Origin of the sequence: Streptomyces sp. NPDC101227 (assembly GCF_044767545.1) — a bacterium.
Lineage (GTDB): Bacteria > Actinomycetota > Actinomycetes > Streptomycetales > Streptomycetaceae > Streptomyces.
Genome location: NZ_JBIWOD010000009.1, coordinates 26,180 through 47,874 on the forward strand (window position 1 = coordinate 26,180; position 21,695 = coordinate 47,874).

Annotated in this window: 21 protein-coding genes and 2 tRNA genes; 12 read left to right on the plus strand and 11 right to left on the minus strand. The window is 68.7% G+C overall.

Annotation, left to right across the window (positions count from 1 at the left end; translation table 11 throughout):
- Window positions 1–42 precede the first annotated feature (42 nt).
- A tRNA-Ala gene (locus tag ACIRPT_RS21840) sits at window positions 43–118 on the plus strand.
- A 109-nt stretch (window positions 119–227) separates the two neighbouring features.
- On the opposite strand, the gene ACIRPT_RS21845 is transcribed toward ACIRPT_RS21840, so the two are convergent.
- On the minus strand, window positions 228–920 hold the full coding sequence (locus ACIRPT_RS21845) for a transglycosylase family protein (RefSeq protein ID WP_403829464.1): 693 nt from the start codon (window positions 918–920) through the stop codon (window positions 228–230).
- A 296-nt stretch (window positions 921–1,216) separates the two neighbouring features.
- Window positions 1,217–1,933, minus strand: coding sequence for a DUF5324 family protein (locus tag ACIRPT_RS21850; RefSeq protein ID WP_403829467.1), 717 nt, complete (start codon window positions 1,931–1,933; stop codon window positions 1,217–1,219).
- 339 nt (window positions 1,934–2,272) lie between these two features.
- Between ACIRPT_RS21850 and ACIRPT_RS21855 the strand changes: the two genes are divergently transcribed.
- Together ACIRPT_RS21855 and ACIRPT_RS21860 are read left to right on the plus strand one after the other, a co-directional pair.
- Window positions 2,273–2,800, plus strand: a complete 528-nt coding sequence (locus tag ACIRPT_RS21855) for a peptidylprolyl isomerase (protein ID WP_403499859.1) — start codon at window positions 2,273–2,275, stop codon at window positions 2,798–2,800.
- Between the two features lie 169 nt (window positions 2,801–2,969).
- Complete coding sequence (locus ACIRPT_RS21860) at window positions 2,970–3,884, plus strand: rhomboid family intramembrane serine protease (RefSeq protein ID WP_403829471.1); 915 nt, start codon at window positions 2,970–2,972, stop codon at window positions 3,882–3,884.
- A gap of 271 nt (window positions 3,885–4,155) precedes the next feature.
- Here the strand turns inward: ACIRPT_RS21860 and crgA are convergent, their stop codons facing one another.
- Window positions 4,156–4,410: a cell division protein CrgA gene (gene crgA / locus ACIRPT_RS21865; protein WP_046927087.1), complete on the minus strand. Its 255-nt coding sequence runs from the start codon at window positions 4,408–4,410 to the stop codon at window positions 4,156–4,158.
- Between the two features lie 182 nt (window positions 4,411–4,592).
- Between crgA and ACIRPT_RS21870 the strand changes: the two genes are divergently transcribed.
- From ACIRPT_RS21870 to ACIRPT_RS21895, 6 genes are all read left to right on the plus strand, one after another.
- Window positions 4,593–5,363: a DUF881 domain-containing protein gene (locus ACIRPT_RS21870; protein WP_403829474.1), complete on the plus strand. Its 771-nt coding sequence runs from the start codon at window positions 4,593–4,595 to the stop codon at window positions 5,361–5,363.
- A gap of 54 nt (window positions 5,364–5,417) precedes the next feature.
- On the plus strand, window positions 5,418–6,128 hold the full coding sequence (locus tag ACIRPT_RS21875) for a class E sortase (protein WP_403829477.1): 711 nt from the start codon (window positions 5,418–5,420) through the stop codon (window positions 6,126–6,128).
- Window positions 6,129–6,209: 81 nt separating this feature from the next.
- Window positions 6,210–6,386, plus strand: coding sequence for a hypothetical protein (locus ACIRPT_RS21880; protein ID WP_403499871.1), 177 nt, complete (start codon window positions 6,210–6,212; stop codon window positions 6,384–6,386).
- Window positions 6,383–7,039 carry an aminodeoxychorismate/anthranilate synthase component II gene (locus tag ACIRPT_RS21885; RefSeq protein ID WP_403499874.1) on the plus strand — a complete coding sequence of 219 codons (657 nt, stop codon included), beginning with the start codon at window positions 6,383–6,385 and terminating at the stop codon, window positions 7,037–7,039. Before ACIRPT_RS21880 ends, ACIRPT_RS21885 begins: the two co-directional genes overlap by 4 nt.
- A complete protein-coding gene (locus tag ACIRPT_RS21890) occupies window positions 7,036–8,574 on the plus strand; it encodes a class E sortase (RefSeq protein WP_403829480.1) in 1,539 nt (512 codons plus the stop codon). Before ACIRPT_RS21885 ends, ACIRPT_RS21890 begins: the two co-directional genes overlap by 4 nt.
- Before the next feature lie 24 nt (window positions 8,575–8,598).
- Entirely contained in the window at window positions 8,599–9,348 is a 750-nt protein-coding gene (locus tag ACIRPT_RS21895) for a class E sortase (protein WP_403499880.1), read from the plus strand.
- Window positions 9,349–9,444: 96 nt separating this feature from the next.
- Here ACIRPT_RS21895 and pknB read toward each other — a convergent pair whose 3' ends face one another.
- The 6 genes from pknB to ACIRPT_RS21925 form a co-directional block, all read right to left on the minus strand.
- Window positions 9,445–11,448 (minus strand): Stk1 family PASTA domain-containing Ser/Thr kinase, encoded by a 2,004-nt coding sequence (gene pknB, locus ACIRPT_RS21900; protein WP_403829483.1) that lies wholly within the window; start codon window positions 11,446–11,448, stop codon window positions 9,445–9,447.
- A gap of 146 nt (window positions 11,449–11,594) precedes the next feature.
- Window positions 11,595–13,064, minus strand: coding sequence for a peptidoglycan D,D-transpeptidase FtsI family protein (locus ACIRPT_RS21905; RefSeq protein ID WP_403829486.1), 1,470 nt, complete (start codon window positions 13,062–13,064; stop codon window positions 11,595–11,597).
- On the minus strand, window positions 13,061–14,458 hold the full coding sequence (locus tag ACIRPT_RS21910) for an FtsW/RodA/SpoVE family cell cycle protein (RefSeq protein WP_403499888.1): 1,398 nt from the start codon (window positions 14,456–14,458) through the stop codon (window positions 13,061–13,063). Before ACIRPT_RS21910 ends, ACIRPT_RS21905 begins: the two co-directional genes overlap by 4 nt.
- A 23-nt stretch (window positions 14,459–14,481) precedes the next feature.
- Entirely contained in the window at window positions 14,482–16,065 is a 1,584-nt protein-coding gene (locus ACIRPT_RS21915; protein ID WP_403829489.1) for a PP2C family protein-serine/threonine phosphatase, read from the minus strand.
- Window positions 16,066–16,194: 129 nt separating this feature from the next.
- The gene (locus ACIRPT_RS21920; RefSeq protein WP_403499893.1) at window positions 16,195–16,722 is read right to left on the minus strand and encodes an FHA domain-containing protein; all 528 of its coding nucleotides are present in this window, start codon (window positions 16,720–16,722) and stop codon (window positions 16,195–16,197) included.
- A gap of 10 nt (window positions 16,723–16,732) precedes the next feature.
- Window positions 16,733–17,557 carry an FhaA domain-containing protein gene (locus tag ACIRPT_RS21925; protein WP_403499895.1) on the minus strand — a complete coding sequence of 275 codons (825 nt, stop codon included), beginning with the start codon at window positions 17,555–17,557 and terminating at the stop codon, window positions 16,733–16,735.
- Between the two features lie 529 nt (window positions 17,558–18,086).
- On the opposite strand from ACIRPT_RS21925, the gene ACIRPT_RS21930 reads away from it, so the two are divergent.
- Window positions 18,087–18,170 (plus strand) — tRNA-Leu (locus ACIRPT_RS21930).
- A gap of 355 nt (window positions 18,171–18,525) precedes the next feature.
- Here ACIRPT_RS21930 and ACIRPT_RS21935 read toward each other — a convergent pair.
- Window positions 18,526–19,176 carry an FMN-dependent NADH-azoreductase gene (locus ACIRPT_RS21935; protein WP_403499897.1) on the minus strand — a complete coding sequence of 217 codons (651 nt, stop codon included), beginning with the start codon at window positions 19,174–19,176 and terminating at the stop codon, window positions 18,526–18,528.
- 126 nt (window positions 19,177–19,302) lie between these two features.
- Here ACIRPT_RS21935 and ACIRPT_RS21940 point away from each other — a divergent pair, with 126 nt between their 5' ends.
- Complete coding sequence (locus ACIRPT_RS21940) at window positions 19,303–19,662, plus strand: winged helix-turn-helix transcriptional regulator (RefSeq protein WP_403499900.1); 360 nt, start codon at window positions 19,303–19,305, stop codon at window positions 19,660–19,662.
- 38 nt (window positions 19,663–19,700) lie between these two features.
- Here ACIRPT_RS21940 and ACIRPT_RS21945 read toward each other — a convergent pair whose 3' ends face one another.
- Complete coding sequence (locus tag ACIRPT_RS21945) at window positions 19,701–20,135, minus strand: MarR family winged helix-turn-helix transcriptional regulator (protein WP_403829494.1); 435 nt, start codon at window positions 20,133–20,135, stop codon at window positions 19,701–19,703.
- Between the two features lie 228 nt (window positions 20,136–20,363).
- Between ACIRPT_RS21945 and ACIRPT_RS21950 the strand changes: the two genes are divergently transcribed.
- Entirely contained in the window at window positions 20,364–21,641 is a 1,278-nt protein-coding gene (locus ACIRPT_RS21950) for an ABC transporter permease (RefSeq protein WP_403829497.1), read from the plus strand.
- Window positions 21,642–21,695 lie beyond the last annotated feature (54 nt).

Genomic DNA, 21,695 nt, shown 5'->3' on the forward strand with positions numbered 1-21,695 from the left:
GGTCGGGAAACCGGCCGGGTACCAGGTACCCTGGTCCGCGAAGGGGCCTTAGCTCAGTTGGTAGAGCGCTGTCTTTGCATGGCAGATGTCAGGAGTTCGACTCTCCTAGGCTCCACCACCCAATGCCTTCTGATCTGTGAAACCGCAGGTCAGGGGGCATTTTTTGGTGCGCTGGGGAAAGTCGGGGGCGGCCCCGGCGCCGGGCGGCACCGGGGCGCCCGATCCGGTCACCTGTGCAGGCGCAGCTGCTGCCCCGGGTAGATGTGGTCCGGGCCCTCGTCGAGCCTGTGCTCGTTCATGTCGTACAGGGCCTGAGTGCCGCCGCGAATGTGCTGATTGTCCGCGATGACCGAGAGGCAGTCGCCCCGCTGTACGACGTAGGCGCTGCCGGCCTGGGTGCGGGAGGCCTTGTGGGTGCGCTGGTGCCTTGGGGCCTGGCCGGCCGACGGGGACCGATGGGTCCGGTGCGCCTGGTGCGTCTTACGCGAGTGGTGGTTCGCCGACGCGTGCCGGTGATGGGTGACGGCTCCCTCGTAGCCGTCCACCGGGCCGTCGGAATCGAACAGACCGAAGTGCCCGCAGTTCGGCCACGGCGCCAGGCCGCGGTCCTCGGCGATGCGCTCGCCGACCGCGATTTGCTGCGACCGGGAGGCGAGGTCGGCGCGGGGTGCGTAGCGCCGGCCGCCGTATTCCTGCCAGGTGGTGAGGTCGATCTGGAGGCCGCCGTGGTAGCCGTTGCCGGTGTTGATGTGCCAGCGGCCGCTGCTCTCGCAGTGGGCGATGCGCTCCCAGTTGGTGTCCTCTGGGGCTGTTGGCGGGGCGGCCGCTGCGGCCTGGCCGGCGAGTCCGGGGGTGCTCAGCAGCACGATCAGCACGGACAGGATCGCTTCGACGGACCGTTTGGCGACGTGCGACGACATGACGGTACTCCTCCGCAGTGCTCCGGCAGCGGTCGTGGCGCAGTGCACGCCACGACCGGTGGGCAGGGACGAGGTAACCGGCCAATATGCTTTTCGGCACGTTTGACGGGCCCGAAGGCGCGTGTTTCACCTGGCTGGACGCAGGGTTCTGACGGAGCGTTATGCCGTACGGGAAGCCCTGAGCGTTCCGCGGCAGGACCCGCGGGGCGCGCGCCCGCCGGAACGCCAACGGGCCGTGCCCGCCGCCCTGTTGAAGGGGAGGCGGGCACGGCCCGTCGTGTGGGTGGTGAGCGGCGTCAGGTGGTGTTGCCGCCGCGCTCGTCGGCCTCGTCCTCGGCCTGCTTGGCCTGGACCTCGGGGTCGAGGGAGGCGCCCTCGCTGCCGTCCACGGCATTGAGGCGGCCGCGCTCGCCGACCTCGGTGGGGGCCGGCGGCTCGACCAGCCAGTCCGGGTTGGCCTGCTTGTCCCACCACTTCCAGGCGGCGACCGCGGCGCCCACCGCGATGCCCAGGATCGTCAGGCGCTTGGCGACCTTGCCGGCGCAGGCGCGGCGATGATGCTTCTTCTGGAGCTTGGCGATCTCGGCGGCCGTCACCTGCCCGCGCAGCGCGGCCAGCGCGGCGCTGCCGCGGGCCACCGCCTCGTCGCGTACCGGCTCGGCGGCCGCACGTGCGGTGCTCACCGCGTGCTCCAGCCGCGGCGCGGTGTACTCGGCGGTCTGCCGGGCGGCCTTACGGGTCCGGGCGGCGGCCCGGCAGGCCGCGGCGTCGACCTTGGGCGGCAGGGCGTCACGGGCGTGCTCGAGGCGCGGCTGCAGATGCGCGTCGTACTGCGAACGGGCCTGGTGCGCGGCTTCGACGACCTTGGGCCCCATGCGGGTACGAGCCTCATGCGCGTAGTGCACGGCGGCGTCCCTGGCCGTACCGGCATACGGAGCCACCACCTCCGCGGCGTGCCGCACGCTCTCCCTGGCCGTACCGGTCGCGGCGCGCACGCTGTCCTTGCGGGTCACGGGATCCTCCTCCTCGGTGGCGTGTCCGGGGCTGTGGGGGTGGTCCCCCATGTCTTCTCTGTCGCCTGTCCACCCGGTTCAAGATCATGCCCGCTCACATGTCGTACGGCATGTGCGACCGGGCATCCGGGTCATTGGGGACCTTCCGGAGCCTTGTTGACGACAATGCCACGGTTTGCCGCCCGGCGCGCCCGGTTCCCGCGGCCCGCGCACCGAGTGAAACCCGGAGTAGTCGCAAGAAATCAGTACGAAGGGCATCGAAGGTGGCAGCCGCGGGACCGGCGGTCCGGTCCGTGCGAGGATCGGTAACCGCCAGTGAAGACTTATGGAAGGTAGATCGTGGCTGAACAGCTCTACGCCACCTTGAAGACCAACCAGGGCGACATCGAGATTCGGCTGCTGCCGAACCACGCCCCCAAGACGGTCAAGAATTTCGTCGAGCTTGCCGGCGGCGAGCGGGAGTGGACGCACCCGGCGACCGGCAAGAAGTCCACGGACAAGCTGTATGACGGCACGGTCTTCCACCGTGTGATCAGCGGCTTCATGCTCCAGGGCGGGGACCCGCTCGGTGACGGCACCGGCGGCCCGGGCTACCAGTTCGCGGACGAGTTCCACCCCGACCTGGCCTTCAACAAGCCCTACCTGCTCGCCATGGCGAACGCCGGTCCGGGCACCAACGGCTCGCAGTTCTTCATCACCGTCGCGCCGACCGCGTGGCTGACCGGCAAGCACACCATCTTCGGTGAGGTCACCAACGACGCCAGCAAGAAGGTCGTGGACGCCATCGGCAGCACCCAGACCAACCCGCGGACCGACCGTCCGCTGCAGGACGTCGTCATCGAGACGATCGTCGTCGAGACCCGCTGAGCGGGTCCCGCGGCCCGACGCCGGACCGATAGCGTCCCGCTCGGGGAACCAATGCGCCCCGCCCGGTCGTAGAACATAAGGCGGGGCGCGTAGCTCGATGTGCGCTGGTGATCGGGCGACGGGCGGTGCCTGGACGCCCCCAGACGCAGACGTAAGGACGAGGGGACCGATGGACCAGGTGCCAGGCAGCCCGCAGGAGCCGAAGGACGCCCACGGCGGTGACGGTCTGCCGGCGTGCTACCGCCATCCGGACCGTACGACCGGCATCCACTGCACCCGCTGCGACAAGCCGATCTGCCCGGACTGCATGGTCAGCGCCTCGGTCGGCTTCCACTGTCCGGACTGTGTACGCGGCGGCGGCACCGGCCACTCGGCGAGCGCGACGGCGCCGCGCACCATCGCGGGCGGCATCATCGCCGCCAATCCGCGGCTGATCACGTTGATCCTGATGGGCATCAACCTCGCGGTCTTCATCGCGGTCCTCATCGCGGACAAGGAGGACGGCAGCAACCAACTGCTGAGCGATCTGGTCATGCGCGGCCGCACCCCTTCCGGGTACCTGCCGCAAGGGGTCGCCAACGGCGAGTGGTACCGCCTGGTGACCGCGATGTTCCTGCACCAGGAGATCCCGCACATCGCCTTCAACATGCTCTCGCTGTGGTGGCTGGGACCGCCGCTGGAGGCCGCGCTGGGCCGACTCCGGTTCTTCGTCCTGTACATGCTCGCCGGCCTCGGCGGCAGCGCCCTGTCGTATCTGATCGCCCCGCCGGACGCGGCCTCCCTCGGCGCCTCCGGCGCGATCTTCGGACTGCTGGGAGCCACCGCCGTCCTGATGCGCCGGCTGAACTACGACATGAAGCCGGTACTGATCCTGCTCGGCCTCAACCTGGTCTTCACCTTCGCCTGGCCGAACATCTCCTGGCAGGCGCACATCGGCGGCCTGGTGGTGGGCGCCGCGGTGGCGTACGGAATGGTGCACGCGCCGCGTGAGCGCCGGAATCTGGTGCACACCGCGACCTGCGTGGTGGCGCTGCTGGCCATCGTCGCCGTCGTGTGGGTACGGACGCTCCAACTGGTCGGCTGAGCGGGTCGTACCGCTTTCGGGGGCGCACCGGGCCAAGTTGTCCACAGTACGTGGCGGATCTTGTGCAAGCTGTGGGGAACGCCCGTTCGTTGCCGCGCTGACCTGCATTTCCCCAGTAGGGGCACGGGGATGCAGGTGCCGGGAGGCGGTCGGCGCCGGTCACACCGGCGTCAACCTCCCGAAGGTTATCCACAGATCTTCTGAAGTTTTCCCCGGCTGTGGATAACCGTGTGGATGGCCTTGGGCAGGACTTGCCAAGGCCGGATGCGCGCTACTTCCACTGCGTCGAGACGCCGAAGCCCACCGCGATGAAGCCGAAGCCGCACACGATGTTCCAGTTCCCCAGGGCCTTGATCGGAAGGTCCCCCTCGGAGACGTAAAAGAGCACGATCCAGGCGAGTCCGATCAGGAACATCGCCAGCATCAGAGGCGCGACCCAGCCACGGCCTGAATTCATCTTCAGACTGGTGGTCTTCGCCGGCGGCGGCGTGAAGTCGTCCTTCTTACGGATCCGTGACTTCGGCACGAGGAACACTCCTGTCGATGCGCTGCTCCCCCCACCCCGGGCGGCGCTCGAGCGGGCGGTGCCCCCACCTGCGCGGGGGCGGTACGGAAGGGGTGCCGGGAGGGGAAACGGTGGGGCGCGAGTCCTCGCCCGGGCGTCCGTTAGCGTAGTGCTTCCGCGGCGTCGTAAGGAGTAAGGGTACGTTGAGCAATTCCGCTGACTCCCCAGGTCGCCCCGTCCGCCCCCGGCTGCGGCCGGTACGGCTCCTGACCCTCGCGGTCTTCGCACTCGCCGGATTGCTGTTCTGGCTGAGCTTCGACACCGCCCGTGGCACCAACCTGCGCTCGGACGACTCCATGCTGCGACTGTCCGACCTCATCGAGGAACGCAGCCACAAAAACGGTGCCCAGGACGACCGTAACGCCACCCTGCGCCAACGCGTCGACGCCCTCGCCCAGCGCGACAACGGCAGCACCAAAGCCGAGGACGCCAAGCTCAAGGCCCTGGAGAAGAACGCCGGCACCAAGGCGCTGACCGGCCCCGGCGTCACCGTCACCCTCACCGACGCCCCGCCCAACGCCACCGCCAAGATCCCCGGCATTCCCGAGCCGCAGCCCAACGACCTCGTCATCCATCAGCAGGATCTACAGGCCGTGGTGAACGCCCTGTGGCAGGGCGGCGCCAAGGGGATCCGGGTCAAGAACCAGCGGCTGATCTCCACCAGCGCGGTGCGCTGCGTCGGCAACACCCTGATCCTCCAGGGCCGGGTCTACTCCCCGCCCTACACGATCACCGCCGTCGGCGATCGCGCGGCGCTGAACAGGGCGCTGACCGCCTCCCCCGCCATCCAGAACTACCTGCAGTACGTGAACGCCTACGGCCTCGGCTGGAAAGTCGACCAGCGCGAGACGGTGACTCTTGCCGGCTACTCCGGCACAGTGGATCTCCACTACGCACAGCCTGTGAAGCCGTAGCCCGCGCGCCGCGGGGCGGCGGGAGGGCAGGGCCGAATGTCACCGCGGAGCCGCATGACGCCGCCGAGCCGGACGACGGTGCGCTGGATCGTACGGACGCTCAGCGAAATCTGTGTCACCACCGGCGCACTCATCGTGCTCTTCGTCGTTTATGTGCTCTTCTGGACCGGCGTACGGGCCGACAGCGCGATGGACGGCGAGATCGGCAAACTCCAGGAACAGTGGTCGACCGGCCCCGTTGCCTCCCACGACAGCGCCCCCACGCCCACCCGCGCCAAGCCGCCCGGCCCCTACACAGCGGGCGCCTCCTTCGCCGTGATGTACATCCCGCGCCTCGGCGCCGACTGGGCCAAGCCCGTACTCGAAGGCACCGCGACCGGCACCCTCCGACGCGGCCTGGGCCACTACGACCGCACCGCGCGGCTCGGCCGGCTCGGCAACTTCGCCGTCGCCGGACACCGCCGCACCTACGGCGACCCCTTCAAGGACTTCCCGCGGCTACGACCCGGGGACGCCGTGGTGCTGACCGACGGCGCGACCTGGTTCACGTACCGCATCGACAACCGCCCCTACACCACGCTGCCCGGCGACGTCGGCGTGATCGACCCCGTACCGGAAAAATCCGGCTTCAACGGCCCCGGCCGCTATCTCACGCTGACCACCTGCGAGCCGGAATGGGGCCACAGCCACCGGCTGATCGCCTGGGCACACCTGGATTCCACCCAACCCGTCGAACAGGGAAGGCCATCGGCTTTGAGCGGCTGACCCACCAGCGCCCGCCCTCGCCCCTTAGTCTGGTGGGGCAATCGACATCGTCATCGGCATCGGCAAGGGGACAGCGAGCGCATGTACGGCTGGATCTGGCGGCATCTGCCGGGCAACGCATGGGTGAAGGCGCTGATTTCACTGGTGCTGGTGCTGGCGATCGTCTTCGTGCTCTTCCAGTACGTCTTTCCGTGGGCGGAGCCGCTGCTCCCCTTCAATGACGTCACGGTCAATGAAGGGATGGCGGCACTCCGATGACCGCACGGATTCTCGTCGTCGACAACTACGACAGCTTTGTCTTCAACCTCGTCCAGTACCTCTACCAACTCGGTGCCGAGTGCGAGGTGCTGCGCAACGACGAGGTCGCGCCGCGGCACGCTCAGGACGGCTTCGACGGCGTCCTGCTCTCACCCGGGCCCGGCACGCCCGAGGAGGCCGGCGTCTGCGTCGACATGGTCCGGCACTGCGCGGAAACCGGCGTCCCGGTGTTCGGCGTCTGTCTGGGCATGCAATCGATGGCGGTCGCCTACGGCGGCGTGGTGGACCGGGCCCCCGAGCTCCTGCACGGCAAGACCTCGCCCGTCATCCACGAGGGCGCCGGGGTCTTCGCCGGTCTGCCCTCTCCCTTCACGGCCACGCGCTACCACTCACTGGCCGTCGAGCCCGACACCGTCCCCGACGACCTGATCGTCACCTCCTGGACGGAGTCCGAGGACGTACCCGGCGGACGGATCGTCATGGGCCTTCGGCACCGCGAACTCCCGGTGGAGGGCGTGCAGTTCCACCCCGAATCGGTGCTGACGGAGTGGGGGCACAAGATGCTGGCCAACTGGCTGGTGGAATGCGGTGACGAGGGAGCCCTGCGGCGCTCTGTGGGGCTTGCCCCGGTGGTCGGCAAGGCGGGCGCGTGACGCCCCTGCGCCCGGAGCGTGAAGGGAGACCCTATGAGCCGTACGAGTCGGCGCAGTCGTATGCGCCCGAGCAGCCCCCTGCCCCCCAGGAGCCATACGATCCCCTGGATCCCTACGGCCGCCCCGACGCGTTCGAGGCGGCCGTAGGGCAGCTCAGCGACCCCCTGAACGACCCGCTGCCGGGCCAGGGGCCGCAGACACCGTCGCCCGATCCCGCGCCGTACGAGCAGCCCGGGCGCCCGGCCCCCCACACCGCGAGCGCCGGCTCGCCCTGGTTCCAGCCGCACCGCGAGACGGAACAGCCCGGAGTGCCGGCTCCACAGCCCGCACCCGAGCCGGACTCCCACGAGGCCACGCCCCGCCGACAGCGTGCCTTCGGGCCCGAGTCGGCCGCATCCGCCCGGAGCCAGGGGCACGGCTACGGCCCGGGGTACGAGACTTACGCGGCCGCCGAGCCGGCGCCGGAGCCGTACGCCGCACCGCAGCCCCCCGCCCCCGCCTCCCCGCCGTCCTCCTCCGGGCCGCAGCGGGACGACGAGACCATGGCTCTGCGCCAGGCCGAGGAGCGCGGTGCGCGCCGCGACCGCAGGAAGGGCGTGGACGGGGACGACGTTTCACGTGAAACAACCGCCCGTGAAACCGACGCCGTTTCACGTGAAACATCGGAGACGCCGGCAGAAGGCGGCCGGGCGGCACGGCGTAAGGCCGCGCAGGAGGCCGCCAAGCGGGGCGGCAGACGCGGCCGGCACGGCGCCGGGGCCACCGCGGCCACCGCGGCCGCCAAGGCCGCCTCCGCCCCCGAACCGCCCGCCGTCCCCACCTCCCGGCTGGAGGCCCGCCGCGCCGCACGAGCGGCCAAGGACAGCCTCAGCCTGATCGTCAGCCGCGCCGTGGGCGAGGTGTTCATCTCCCTCGGCGTACTGATGCTGCTGTTCGTCACCTACCAGCTGTGGTGGACGAACGTGATGGCCGACGAGGAAGCGGGCGGCGCCGCCACCACCCTCCAGCACCAGTGGGACAAGGGCGGCGGAGAGAAGAAGAACCTCGCGGTCGGCGAGCGCTTCGGCATCATGTACATCCCGAAGCTGGACGTGAAGGCGCCGATAGCCGAGGGCATCGACAAGCACAACGTGCTCGACCACGGCATGGTCGGCCACTACGACAAGAGCAGCGGAATCAAGACCGCAATGCCCTGGGACAAGAAGGGCAACTTCGCGGTGGCCGCCCATCGCAACACCCACGGCGAGCCGTTCCGCTACGTCAACAAGCTCACCAAGGGCGACAAGATCGTCGTCGAGACCCAGAGCGCGTACTACACGTACGAAATGGAGAGCATCCTCCCGCAGACGTCTCCGAGCAACACCAGCGTGATCGGACCCGTACCGCCCGGCTCGGGATTCACCGGTCCCGGCCGCTACATCACGCTGACGACCTGCACCCCGGAATTCACCAGTACCTTTCGGATGATCGTCTGGGGCAAGATGGTCGACGAGCGCCCGCGGAGCAAAGGCAAACCGGCAGCGCTCACAGGCTGAACGAAGGTAAGAGGGGTATACGCGGTGACTGTGACCGGACGCGACGAGGACACCGACCCCTCCGAGCCGTCCCCGAAGCCGCGCCGCGGATGGTGGATCGTCGCCTCCGTCGTCAGCGTCATCGGCGAACTGCTGATCACGGCCGGCCTGGTCCTGGGCCTGTTCGTCGTCTACTCGCTGTGGTGGACCAACGTCCTCGCCGACCGCGAGGCCCACAAGCAGAGCGACGTGGTACGCGAGCACTGGGCCAAGGGCGGCCACAGCGGCCCCAAGGGGCCGGGAGAGCTGGACACCAAGGACGGCATCGGCTTCCTCCACGTCCCGGCGATGGACAACGACGAAATACTGGTCAAGAAGGGCACCGGCGCGGAAATCCTCAACGAGGGCGTGGCGGGCTACTACACCAAGCCGGTCAAGTCGGGGCTGCCCGAGGACAAGAAAGGCAACTTCACGCTCGCCGCGCATCGCGACGGCCACGGCGCGAAGTTCCACAACATCGACAAGCTCAAGGACGGCGACCCGATCGTCTTCGAGACCCGCGACACCTGGTACGTCTACAAGGTCTACGCCGTCCTCAGCCAGACCTCGAAGTACAACGTGGATGTCCTCGACAACATCCCCAAGGAGTCCGGCAAGCGCAAGGCCGGCCGCTACATCACCCTGACGACCTGCACCCCGGTCTACACCTCGAACTACCGCTACGTCGTCTGGGGCGAGCTGGAGCGCACGGAGAAGGTCAACGCGGACCGCACACCTCCCAAGGAACTCCGCTAGCCCCGCGGACGGCCCCTGCGGCGCTCCTTCCTGCACGACGAAGCCCCGACCGCCCTCCAAGGGCTGCCGGGGCTTCGTCGTACGACGTGTGGGCCGCTAATTCCCCCCGAAGGCGCCGGCCCAGAAGCCGCCGTTGTTGCCGTTGTTGCCCCCGTTATCGTTGCCGCCGCCGGGCTGGGTGGTCAGCGTCACGGTCGTGGTGTTGGGGTCGGAAGGCGTGTTCGCCGCGGGGTCCTGGGCAGTCACCAGGGCGTTGTCGTCCTGCGGGCTGCCGTCGGCGAACTGGACGTTCTTGAAGCCGGCCTGCTCCAGTACCTTCTTCGCGGCCTTGACCGGCAGGTTGACGACGTTGGGCACCGGCGTCTGTGCCGCGGCCTTGCCGACCGTCAGCGAGATGACCGAGCCCGGCTTGGCCTTGGTGTTGCCCTCCGGGCTCTGTGAGAGCACCTTGCCGACCTGGTTCGGGTCGGTCGCATCCTGCTCGGTCTTGGTGACCTTGAATCCCAGGTCCGTCAGTTGCTTCTCGGCCGCCGCGAAGTCCTGACCCGTGACGTTCGGGACATCCGTCTTCGGGCTTTCCTCCGCGACCGTCAGCGTGATTTCGGTGTCCTTGGGCGCCTTGCTCCCGGCCTTGGGGTCCTGGCCGAGGACGGTGCCCTTCGGACGATCGGACGTCTTCTTGACCGGTACGACGTTGTGGAAGCCCTTGTTCGCGAGCTCCTTGCGCGCGTCCTCGAACGGCAGACTTTCGACGTTAGGGACGGTCACCTTGACGGGCCCCGTGCACAGCGTGACCGTGATCGCGTCGCCCGAAGCGATCTTGCCAGGGGGCTCCGGATCCTGCGAGGTGACCTGGTCCTTCTTGACGTTGGTGCAGGCCTTGCGGCCCCCCACGGCCACCTTGAACCCGCCGTTCTTCCCGTACTGCTTGGCTTCGTCCAGGGACTTGCCGACGAGGTTGACCAGGTCCTGCTTGCCGTTGTTGCCGCCGCCGCTGAACATCGCCCGGCCGATGAAGATCGCACCGACCAGAACGAGAACGGCCGCGAGCACCAGCAGAACCGTCGACGTGTGGCTCTTCTTCTGGCCACCACCGCGCCGGCGGTCGGCGCGGTCGTCGTAGCCGTAGCCCCCGTCGTCAGCGTTCATCGGCGGAAGCATGGAGGTCTTCGGACCGCCCCCGTCCTGCGGGCGCAGCATCGTGGTGGGCTGGTCCTGGTCGAAACCGCCCACGCCCATCGCTGAAGTCGCGGCGACCGGCTGCCCCTCCAGCGCCGCCTCGATGTCGGCGCGCATCTCATCGGCCGACTGATAGCGGTAGTCAGGGTCCTTGACCAGCGCCTTCAGGACGATCGCGTCCATTTCCGGCGTGATCTCGGGATCGAAGTTGCTCGGCTTCTGCGGTTCCTCGCGGACATGCTGATACGCCACCGCGACCGGCGAATCACCAATGAACGGCGGCCGCACGGTAAGCAGCTCGTAGAGCAGACAGCCCGTCGAGTACAGGTCGGAGCGGGCATCGACCTGCTCGCCCTTGGCCTGCTCGGGCGAGAGGTACTGCGCGGTGCCGATGACCGCCGCGGTCTGCGTCATCGTCATACCGGCGTCGCCCATCGCGCGGGCAATGCCGAAGTCCATGACCTTGACCTGGCCGGTGCGCGTCAGCATGACGTTGGCCGGCTTGATGTCACGGTGGACGATGCCGGCCCGGTGCGAGTACTCCAGCGCCTGGAGGACACCGGTGGTCATCTCCAGGGAGCGCTCGGGCAGCAGCTTGCGGCCGGAGTGCAGCAGCTCACGCAGCGTGGAGCCGTCGACGTACTCCATGACGATGTACGGGATCGAGACCCCGTCGACATAGTCCTCGCCGGTGTCGTACACCGCGACGATCGACGGATGGTTCAGCGAGGCGGCCGACTGGGCCTCACGGCGGAACCGGGCCTGGAAAGACGGATCGCGGGCGAGGTCCACCCGCAGCGTCTTCACAGCGACGGTGCGGCCCAGGCGGGTGTCATGCGCGAGGTAGACCTCGGCCATGCCACCGCGGCCGAGCACCGACCCCAGCTCGTACCGGCCGCCGAGGCGACGCGGCTCTTCCATAAGCTTCTCCAGCCCTCTCCGTCAGTCCCGACCGCACCTGTGTGTGGTCCGGCGGTGTGCTGTCCGGGCATACCGTACCCGGCTCGCTGCACCGGACCGGGCCGCTGCCACAACCTGATATCCGACCGGTATTGGCATGGCCCGCGTCACTTGTTGCTCTCGAGCACCGCCTCCATGACGTCCTTGGCGATGGGAGCTGCGAGAGCGCCGCCGGCGATGTCATCGCGGAGTGTGTCGGATCCCTCAATGACCACGGCCACCGCGACGGGGGTTCCCTTGGAGGTCTTCGCGTACGAGATGAACCAGGCGTACGGGTTGTCCTTGTTGTTCTCGCCGTGCTGCGCGGTGCCGGTCTTACCGCCGACGGTGACGTTGGGGATCTGAGCCTTGGTTCCCGTGCCGTCCTTGACGACGGTCTCCATGATGCTCTGGATCTTCTGCGCGTTCTCCGGCGAGAGCGGGTTACTCATCACCTGCGGCGTGTGCTGCTGCACCACGCTGAGGTTCTGGGCCTCCAGCTGCTCGACCATGTACGGCTTCATCAGCTTGCCGCCGTTGGCGACCGCCGAGGCGACCATGGCCATCTGCAGCGGGGTGGCGCGGTTGGACGCCTGCCCGATGCCCGCCATCGCGTTCTGCGGCCGGTTGTCCGTGGGGAAGATGCTCTCCGCGGCCCGGACCGGGGTGTCGATCTCCGGGTTGTTGAAGCCGAACTTCTCGGCCTCGGCCTTCATCTTCTTGTTGCCGAGGTCGGCACTGATCTTGCCGAAGACCGTGTTGCAGGACAGGCGCAGGGCCTCGCGCAGGCTGACGTTCTCACACTGGATGGAGCCCTCGTTCTTCAGCGGGAGGCCGGAGGTGTCGGGCAGCGTATACGGCACCGGCGACTTGGTAGCGGCGTCGACGTCGTCGTAGAGACCGTTCTCCAGCGCCGCCGAGGCCGTCACGACCTTGAAGGTGGAGCCGGGCGGGTAGGTCTGGCGCAGCGCCCGGTTGAGCATCGGCTCGTCCGGGTCGCTCTTCTTCTGCAGCGCGTTGTACGCCTTGGCGTCCTTGTCGGTGTTGCCCGCGAACGTCGAGGGGTCGTACGACGGGGTGCTGGCCAGCGCCAGGATCGCGCCGGTCTCCGGGTTGATCGCGGCGACCGCGCCCTTCTGGTTCCCCAGCCCCTTGAACGCGGCCTCCTGGGCCTTTGCGTCCAGGGTGGTCACCACGTTGCCGCCCTTCTGCTTGCCGCCGGTGAACATGTCGACCGTGCGGCTGAAGAAGAGCTTGTCGTCGGTGCCGGAGAGGATGCCGTCGTTCAGCTTTTCCAGCTGGTTGGCGTCGAAGGCCTGCGAGGCATAGCCGGTGACCGGCGCCCACATCTTGCCGTTCTTGTACGTCCGCTTGTACTTGAAGTCGCCGCTGTCGGTGGTCGTCGAGCCGGTGATGGCCTTGCCGTCCACGATGATGTCGCCGCGCGGCATGCTGTAGCGCTCGATGGCGACCCGGCGGTTGTGCGGGTCGTTCTTGAGCTCGTCGCCCTGGACGAACTGCACCCAGTTGACGCGGATCAGCAGCGCGAGGACGAGCAGGCCGCAGAAGATCGCGACCCGGCGCAGGGGCTTGTTCACGGACGGACCACCTGGGTCATCTCGGCGTCGGGGGACGGGGCGGGAGCCGGAGCGGGCCGACGGGCGGTGTCGCTGATCCGCAGCAGGATCGCGACCAGCGCCCAGTTGGCGATCACGGACGAGCCACCCTGGGCCAGGAACGGCATCGTCATACCGGTCAGCGGGATCAGGCCCGTCACACCGCCGGCGACGACGAAGACCTGGAGCGCGAACGCGCCGGACAGGCCGATCGCCAGCAGCTTGCCGAACGGGTCACGCGCGGCCAGCGCCGTACGGATGCCCCGCTCGATCAGCAGGCCGTAGAGCATCAGGATCGCCATCAGTCCGGCGAGGCCGGTCTCCTCGCCGACGGTGGCGAGAATGTAGTCACTCTTGGGCGCGATACCGCCGATGAGACGGGAGTAGCCCTGGCCGAGACCGGAGCCCATGATGCCGCCGGAGCCGAAGGAGTACATCGCCTGGGCGGTCTCCGTGACACCGCCGTTGGACAGCTCCAGCGGGTTGAGCCAGTTGTGGACGCGGACCTGGACGTGCGACTCGAACGTCGCCACCGCGACCGCGCCGCCCCCGCTGAGCAGCAGACCGAAGACGATCCAGCTGGTGCGCTCGGTGGCCACGTACAGCATCACGACGAAGAGACCGAAGAACAGCAGCGACGTACCCAGGTCGGTCTCGAAGACCAGGATCATCAGGCTCAGCGCCCAGATGACGAGGATCGGGCCCAGGTCACGACCGCGCGGGAGGTAGAGCCCCATGAAACGGCGGCTGGCCAGCGCCAGCGCGTCCCGCTTGACCATGAGGTAGCCCGCGAAGAAGATCGCGATGATGATCTTGGCGAACTCGCCGGGCTGCAGTCCGCCGACACCCGGGATGGTGATCCAGATTCGGGCACCGAACCGCGCCGGGAAGAACACCGGGGCGATGAGCAGCACCAGCGCGAGGACCATGGAGATATAGGTATAGCGCTGCAGGACACGGTGGTCCTTGAGGAAGATCAGCACGGCCAGGAAGAGCCCGACACCGAGCGTCGACCACATCAGCTGGCCCGGCGCCATCGCACCGCCCAGCTGCTTGGTGGTGATCGCCGGCTCCTGGTCCAGCCGCCAGATGAAGATCAGGCCCAGTCCGTTGAGCAGAGTGGCGATGGGCAGCATCAGCGGGTCGGCGTACGGCGCCCACTTGCGGACGACCAGATGTGCGACACCCGCCAGCAGCCCCAGCCCCAGCGCATAGCCGAAGACGCCGGCGGGGACCGAGCCGTCCTTCGCCAGGCCGATGTTGACATAGGCGAACACCGGAATCAGCACCGCGAAGACGAGCATCGCCAGCTCGGTGTTCCGGCGGCTCGGAGCTCCGATGGTGCCGACGGTGGTGGTGTTGGTGGTACTGCTCATCAGATGTACGGCCCCCTACGCCCTCACTGCTGGGTGCTGCAATTCTTTTCCAGCTTCTGCTGCTCCTCTGAGGGGGCCTGGCTGGTGGTGGGTGTGGGAGTGGCGGACGCGGCGAACGCGCTGGGCACAACGCCGTCCGACGTCGCCTTGTCCGCCGTGCCGGGCTTCGCGGTGCTGCCGGGCTTGGCGGTGCTGCCGGGCTTGCCGGCCGAACCGGTCTTGCCGCCGGACGTACCGCCTGCCTTGCCCCGGCCCTTGTTACGGGCAGCCTCCTCGGCGGCGGCCTCCCGCTGCTCCTTGGCGAGGCAGGCATTGGCCTGCTTGCCGAGCTCGGTGACCTTCTCGCTCGCCTGATTGCGGCTGTCGACCGCGATCGTCTCCTTGACCTGGTTCCGCTGGTACACGGGTAGGTACTTGAGTTCGATCTCGGGGTGGTCCTCGTCCACGTTGTTCAGGGAGATCCACGCCAGGTCCTGGCTGATCCCCTGGTAGAGCGCGACGTGATCGTCTTTGACGCCGACGAAGTACTGGGTCTGCGTCCAGCGGTACCCGCCGTAGAGCCCACCGCCGACCACGGCCAGCGCGAGGGCGATGAACAGCGACCGCTTGAGCCACTTCCCGCGCCGCGGCGGCTTGAGGAAGTCCTCGTCGGTGAACGCGCCGAACGAGCCCTGCGGCGGGCCCCCGACGTCGGGGCCACCGCTGCCGGGCGGGCCGAAGGCGCCACCGGGAGGCGCCGGGGGGCCGTCCCTGCGGCCGAGCTCGGCGGCGCGGGCGGCCGGCGTCTGCATCGTGCTCGGGTCGCTGAGCTGGTTCTGGTTCTCGGCCACGGCGCCGACGATCACCGGGGTGTCGTTGAACTGCCCGGCCATCGTGTCCGCGCCGTCCACGTCCAGGACGTCGGCCACGATGCACGTGATGTTGTCGGGCCCGCCACCGCGCAGCGCGAGCTGAATCAGCTCCTGCACCGTCTCGTGCGGCCCCTGGTAACTGGCGAGGGTCTCTTCCAGCGTCTGGTGGCTGACCACCCCTGACAGCCCGTCCGAGCAGATCAGATACCGGTCACCGGCCCGCACCTCGCGGATCGACAGATCCGGCTCGACATGATCACCGCTGCCCAGCGCCCGCATCAGCAGCGACCGCTGCGGATGCGTCGTGGCCTCTTCCTCGGTGATCCGGCCCTCGTCGACCAGCCGCTGCACCCAGGTGTGGTCCTGTGTGATCTGCGTCAGCACGCCGTCCCGCAGCAGATACGCGCGCGAGTCACCGACGTGTACGAGGCCGAGCCGCTGCCCGGTCCACAGCAGGGCGGTGAGCGTCGTGCCCATGCCCTCCAGCTGCGCGTCCTCTTCGACCATCACCCGCAGCTGGTCATTGGCCCGCTGCACGGCCGTGCCGAGCGACGTCAGGATGTCCGAGCCCGGAACGTCGTCGTCGAGCTGGACGAGAGTGGAGATCACCTCGGAGGAGGCGACCTCACCGGCGGCCTGGCCGCCCATCCCGTCGGCGATGGCAAGCAGCCGGGGACCGGCATAGCCGGAGTCCTCGTTGCCCTCGCGGATCATGCCCTTGTGCGATCCGGCGGCGAAGCGCAGGGACAGACTCATGCGCACCTCACCCGTCGGTTCGGGGTACAGCCGGTCTCGAGCCACACTGCCCACCCTCCGGTCGGGAGCACGCCCGGGTCCGTCGGGTGGACCGCCGCGGCTCGCTCGCTCCGCTCGCTCATTGTCGTACTACTTCCGCAGCTCGATGACGGTCTTGCCGATGCGGATCGGGGCTCCCAGCGGGATCGGTGTCGGGGTCGTCAGCCGGGTCCGGTCCAGGTACGTGCCGTTGGTGGAACCGAGATCCTCGACGATCCACTGGCCGTCACGGTCCGGGTAGATCCTGGCATGCCTGCTGGACGCGTAGTCGTCGTCCAGCACGATGGTGGAGTCGTGCGCGCGGCCCAGCGAGATCGTCTGGCCCTGGAGGGCGACGGTGGTGCCGGTCAGCGAGCCCTCGGAGACCACCAGCTTGGTGGGTGCTCCGCGCCGCTGGCGGTTGCCGCCGCGGCCGCTGTCCTGGCGGCGCTGCTGCTGCGGCGGCGCAGCGGCCTGGCGCTGGGTACGCGCTTCCTGCCCGCCGCGCCGGGCGGCCCCGCGCTGTGTGACGCGCGTGCCGAACAGATCGCTGCGGATGACCTGAACGGCCACGATGACGAACAGCCACAGTACGGCGAGGAAACCCAACCGCATGACCGTGAGGGTCAGCTCTGACATTGCCCCCGCTTCACCCTTCGGCTTGCCGGTAAACGATGGTGGTACTGCCCACGACAATCCGCGAGCCGTCGCGGAGATTAGCGCGAGTGGTGTGCTGCCCGTCTACCACGATGCCGTTCGTGGAACCCAGATCCTGGATCGTGGGGGGCGTTCCGACCCGGATCTCACAGTGACGCCGGGAGACACCCGGGTCGTCGATCCGTACGTCAGCGTCGGTGCTGCGGCCCAGCACCAGCGTCGGACGCGAGATCTGGTGGCGGGTGCCGTTGATCTCGATCCAGCGCCGGGTCTGCGCATAGGGCTGCGGTCCTGCACCGGGCGGTGCCGTACGGGGTACGGGCTGCGCGCCGCCGGGAGGCGGGGAGGAGGGCATGGGGGGCGCACCCACGTGTCCGCCACCGGGCTGGCCGCCACGGGGCATCGCGGGGGCGGCGCGCTGGCCTGCCGGCTCCTGGGACGTGCTGGAGGCGAGCGTGCGGCTGCGGACGCGGTACAGGCCGGTGTCGAGATCGTCGGCCTTCTCCAGATGGACCTTGATCGGGCCCATGAAGGTGTACCGCTGCTGCTTGGCGTAGTCACGCACCATGCTCGACAGCTCATCGCCGAGCTGGCCGCTGTACGGGCTCAGCCGCTCGAAGTCGGGCGCGCTCAGCTCCACGATGAAGTCGTTGGGGACGACCGTGCGGTCGCGGTTCCAGATGGTGGCGTTGTTGTCGCACTCACGCTGCAGCGCGCCGGCGATCTCGACGGGCTGCACCTCGGACTTGAACACCTTGGCGAAGGTGCCGTTGACGAGACCTTCGAGACGCTGCTCGAAACGCTTCAGTACTCCCACGGGGCACCTCCTTCCTCAGTCTTCCTCGGGGTCGTCCTGATCGGGTCGTCCTGATACTGCTTACTGATCGTATCCACGCGTGGGGAAATCGGCTGGTTCCCCTTTCCCGCCTGGGAGACGAGTGTCGCCCCTCACAGGGTTGCCCGGACCTTGCCTGTCTCCTTGCCCACTGTTCAAGCACTGCGATCGTAGATGTGCCCCCAACACAGTGTCCCGCAACCGCCGGGCTGTCCGACCGGGCGGGGGTCTGAGCCCTTCCGGCCAAGCCAGGGTGGCCCATGGTGGACCCCGTGAGGGGCACGTCCCCCGTCGGCGGACACCGCGAGTGTGAACCCTCGACGGCGCAGTCGGCGAATGCCCGGGTGAGCGCGGTCGGCGGCCCCGGTGGCGGCCGGCGTGCGGGGCCTGGGGAAAGGCGTGTGAAGGCACCCTCAACACCGTGCTAATCTTCTGGATGTCGGCAGGCGCTCGCACAAGACCCGGACGGAACAGCCCGGATCGCGTGAGAGAATCAATCGGCAGCACCCATGCGCGGGTGGCGGAATAGGCAGACGCGCTGGATTCAGGTTCCAGTGCCCGAAAGGGCGTGGGGGTTCAACTCCCCCCTCGCGCACAGATGAGACCCCCGGTCTCCGGAGAAATCCGGAGATCGGGGGTTTCTTGTTGTGCTTGTCACGTTGTTGCGTGGGGCACATGGGGCGTTCCCGCCCGCCTCACATTCCGGCATCTGCCGCATTCATCGCATTCCATGGCATTTATTCCGCGGGTTGCCTTTGCGGATGCCAGGCCATTCGCGGGCCCCGTGGCATTCCTCGCAACCCCTGTATCCATTGCGGCAGCGGGGCCCTGGCCGGGGCGTTGGAGCGGGGAGAGTGCCGGGCGGGGAGCGGCGTGACCGTGCCGCTCCCCGCGGTGCCGCTCCCCGGCGTCGGGCCCGGTGCCGGGGAGTCGGGTTGCCGGCTGCGACGTCAGGCGGCGAAGCGCTCGACGAGGGCCTTGGCCTTGGCCGCCGCGTCCTCGTGGGCCTTGTCGCGGGAGGCCTCGTACTTCGGGATCAGGTCGGCCATCGCCTCGTTCACCGGCGCCATGGTCAGCTCGGGGACGATGAAGTCCACATCCAGGCCGAGCCCGCTGCCCAGGACGGCCTCGAGGTAGTTCTGGACGTACTCCATGCCCTCGCGGGGAGTGCCCGGCGCGTACGAGCCGCCGCGGCTGGCGACGACGGTCACCGGGGTGCCCTTGGCGGACGGCTCGGGGCCCGCCGTGCGGCCCATGATGATCACCTGGTCGAGCCATGCCTTGAGGGTGGAGGGGATCGTGAAGTTGTACATCGGCGCGGCTATCAGGACCGCGTCGGCCTTCTCCAGCTCCTCGGCGAGTTCGACGCGCACCGCGAAGGCGGCCTGCTGCTCGGGGGAGTGGGTGGCGGGGTCGGAGAAGCCGGCGGACGCGGCGATGCCGTCCAGGTGCGGCAGCGGGTCGACGCCCAGGTCGCGGTAAATAACGGTGCCGTCGGGGTGCTGCTCCTCCCAGGCCTTGCGGAAGGCCGCGGTCACCGAACGGGAGGCGGAGCCGCCCTCGGGGAAGACGGAGGTGTCGATGTGCAGAAGGGTGGCCATGGTGATCGGTCCTTCGGTCGCGGCCGGACGATGCTCGGCGCACTTGTTGAATTCCGTACGTACCTATTGATAGCACAGGAGCTTACTTTTCTGCAGTAGCCAACATCAAAGCGGTACCCTGGGGCCATGGACCACAGCGAGGCGACGTGCAGGCAAGTCGACGTCGGCATGACGCGCGTCTTCGAGCTGTTCGGGAAACGCTGGACGGGCCTGATCGTCGCCACTTTGATGCCGGGACCGGTGCACTTCGCCGACCTGCGGCGGGCGATCCCCGGGATCAGTGAGCGCATGCTGTCCGACCGCCTCATGGAGCTGGCGGCGACCGGCCTGGTCGTGCGCGAGGTGGACGAGGGCCCGCCGCTGCGTGTCGCCTACCGGCTGACGGAGGCCGGGCGGGCGATGGAGACGGCGCTCAAGGAGCTGTCGCGGTGGGCGGAGACGTATCTCACCGATGGCGGGCAGTGTCCGGAGCGGTTTCGGCGGTAGGGGGTTCGGCGGGTACGGGGCGCGGGGGCTCTTCCGTGTCAGCTGAGTCGTTCCTGGGCGGCGTTGTAGCGCCGTAGGTACGTCGCGAAGCGGTCGAGGTCGTCCTCGTCCCAGTCGGCCAGCCGCTCGTGGAACGCCAGGCGGCGGCTCGCGGTGACGTTGGCGAGCACCTCGGCGCCCTTGTCTGTGGGGTGCAACACCTGGACGCGTTGGTCGTCCGGGTCGACGCGGCGTTCGACGAAGCCGAGCTTCTCCAGCGCGGCGATCTGCCGGCTGACTGTGGACTTGTCCAGGAGGTAGTGCGCCGCCAGGTCCGTGGCGCGGCATCCCTGCTGGTCATCGAGGTGCGCAAGCAGGGTGTAGGAGACCAGTGACAGCTCGGGGTGCATCCGCGCGGCGGTCGCGCGGGCCCGCCGGGCGAAAGCGGTCATCTCCTGCTGGATGGTCTCGACGGAGGTGTCGCGGTGGGGCACGGGGTTGCCTTTCCTAGAGGTAGTTGTATAGTACAACGTGAGTTGATGGTTGTAATTACCAACTCTTTGGTTGTGTGTGCTGCCCAGCTGTTCGTCCCTGGGGCGCGTCGGCCCGCTGTGGGGGTCGCCGTCTCTGTGGATCGCCCTCCGCGAAGCGTTCATGGAGGGCCCTGCGCGCCGCTGCGACGACCGATATGACCGTTCCGCCTAGCTGAGAAGGGCTGCACCATGAGTCCGGTCCCCCGTCCCGACCACCACCGTGACGATCCCCGCGGCGCCGACCCGGCCGATCGCCGTACGGAGCGCCACGGCACGCATCGTTCGGCTCGCTCCGCGGGGCTGCGGCATGTCCTGATGCATCTGATCACCCCGCTGCTGATGTGCATCGGCATGGGCCTGGCGTATCTCGGAGCCTTCGCCAATCCCGCGCCGCACCACCTGCCCGTGGCGATCGTCGGGTCGGGTCAGAAGGCTCAGCTGCTCGCCCAGTCGATCAACGACAGGGCGGGCGGTGATCTGGAGGTGCGGACGGTGGACCGCCGGTCCGCCGCGATCGACCAGCTCAAGCGCCAGGACATCTTCGGTGCCTATGTGATGAAGGCGAAGGGCGGTACGGGTGAGATCGCTGGGGGCGGGGCCGGCGCCGGGACTGAGGCGGCAGGGCGCGGGGCAAACGATGGGGCTCGGCCGTCCGGTCCCGAGCTGATCGTGGCGACTGCGGGGTCCGACACCAGCGCATCCGTGGTGCAGAAGATCTTCACGCCGATCGCGGCGCAGCAGGGCGTCCCGCTCAAGGTCACAGACGTGGCACCGACCGCCGAGGACGATCCGACGGGCCAGGGCATCTTCTTCCTGCTGGTCGCGATCAGCATCGGCTCGTACGCCTCGGTCGCCGTGATCGGCGGGGCCGGCGCCGTACTGCCGGTGCGGCTGCGGGCGGCGCTGGCGCTCGGCACGTCTTTCGTGGTCGGCCTCATCGGCGCGGCGTTCGCCGGTCCGGTCTTCCACCTCGTCGACCACGGGCTGTGGGGGTTGTGGGGCATGGCCTGGCTCTATTCCGCGGGCATCCTGCTGATCGGCACCGGGCTGCACACCTTCCTCAAGCGCTGGACCACGCTCGGGGTGATGGCGCTGTTCGTGATGCTCAACTTCACGTCGTCCGGCGGGATCTTCCGCCCCGAGATGCAGAACGGCTTCTTCGCCGCGCTGCACTCGTTCTGGAACGGCGCGGGCTTCGTCGAAGGCACCCGCAGCCATGTCTACTTCGACGGCTACGGGCTGGCCGGGCATGTGTGGACGCTGGCCGCATGGCTGGTCGTCGGCGTGCTGATCGTCGGCGTGGCGGGGCTCGCCGAGAGGAAGCGGCGTACGGCCGAGGCGACGGCGGTCGCCAATGCCGCGGCGGTGGCGGCGGCTGCGGTGGCGGCGACGGTTCCGGAGCGGGTGCCGGTGCGGGTGGTGCAGGAGGCGATGGAGGAGGAGATGGAGGAGGCCGTGGGGGTTTAGGTGGGCTGGGTGTATAGGTGGTTTCGAGGTGGAGTTGGGGCGGGTGGTGCGAGG

Bases quoted from the DNA above. Each gene is read 5' to 3' on its own strand.
- ACIRPT_RS21845 (WP_403829464.1), bottom strand. From the start codon at position 920: ATGTCGTCGCACGTCGCCAAACGGTCCGTCGAAGCGATCCTGTCCGTG.
- ACIRPT_RS21860 (WP_403829471.1), top strand. From the start codon at position 2,970: ATGGACCAGGTGCCAGGCAGCCCGCAGGAGCCGAAGGACGCCCACGGC.
- ACIRPT_RS21875 (WP_403829477.1), top strand. From the start codon at position 5,418: ATGACGCCGCCGAGCCGGACGACGGTGCGCTGGATCGTACGGACGCTC.
- ACIRPT_RS21880 (WP_403499871.1), top strand. From the start codon at position 6,210: ATGTACGGCTGGATCTGGCGGCATCTGCCGGGCAACGCATGGGTGAAG.
- ACIRPT_RS21885 (WP_403499874.1), top strand. From the start codon at position 6,383: ATGACCGCACGGATTCTCGTCGTCGACAACTACGACAGCTTTGTCTTC.
- pknB (WP_403829483.1), bottom strand. From the start codon at position 11,448: ATGGAAGAGCCGCGTCGCCTCGGCGGCCGGTACGAGCTGGGGTCGGTG.
- ACIRPT_RS21910 (WP_403499888.1), bottom strand. From the start codon at position 14,458: ATGAGCAGTACCACCAACACCACCACCGTCGGCACCATCGGAGCTCCG.
- ACIRPT_RS21915 (WP_403829489.1), bottom strand. From the start codon at position 16,065: ATGAGTCTGTCCCTGCGCTTCGCCGCCGGATCGCACAAGGGCATGATC.
- ACIRPT_RS21920 (WP_403499893.1), bottom strand. From the start codon at position 16,722: ATGTCAGAGCTGACCCTCACGGTCATGCGGTTGGGTTTCCTCGCCGTA.
- ACIRPT_RS21935 (WP_403499897.1), bottom strand. From the start codon at position 19,176: ATGGCCACCCTTCTGCACATCGACACCTCCGTCTTCCCCGAGGGCGGC.
- ACIRPT_RS21940 (WP_403499900.1), top strand. From the start codon at position 19,303: ATGGACCACAGCGAGGCGACGTGCAGGCAAGTCGACGTCGGCATGACG.
- ACIRPT_RS21950 (WP_403829497.1), top strand. From the start codon at position 20,364: ATGAGTCCGGTCCCCCGTCCCGACCACCACCGTGACGATCCCCGCGGC.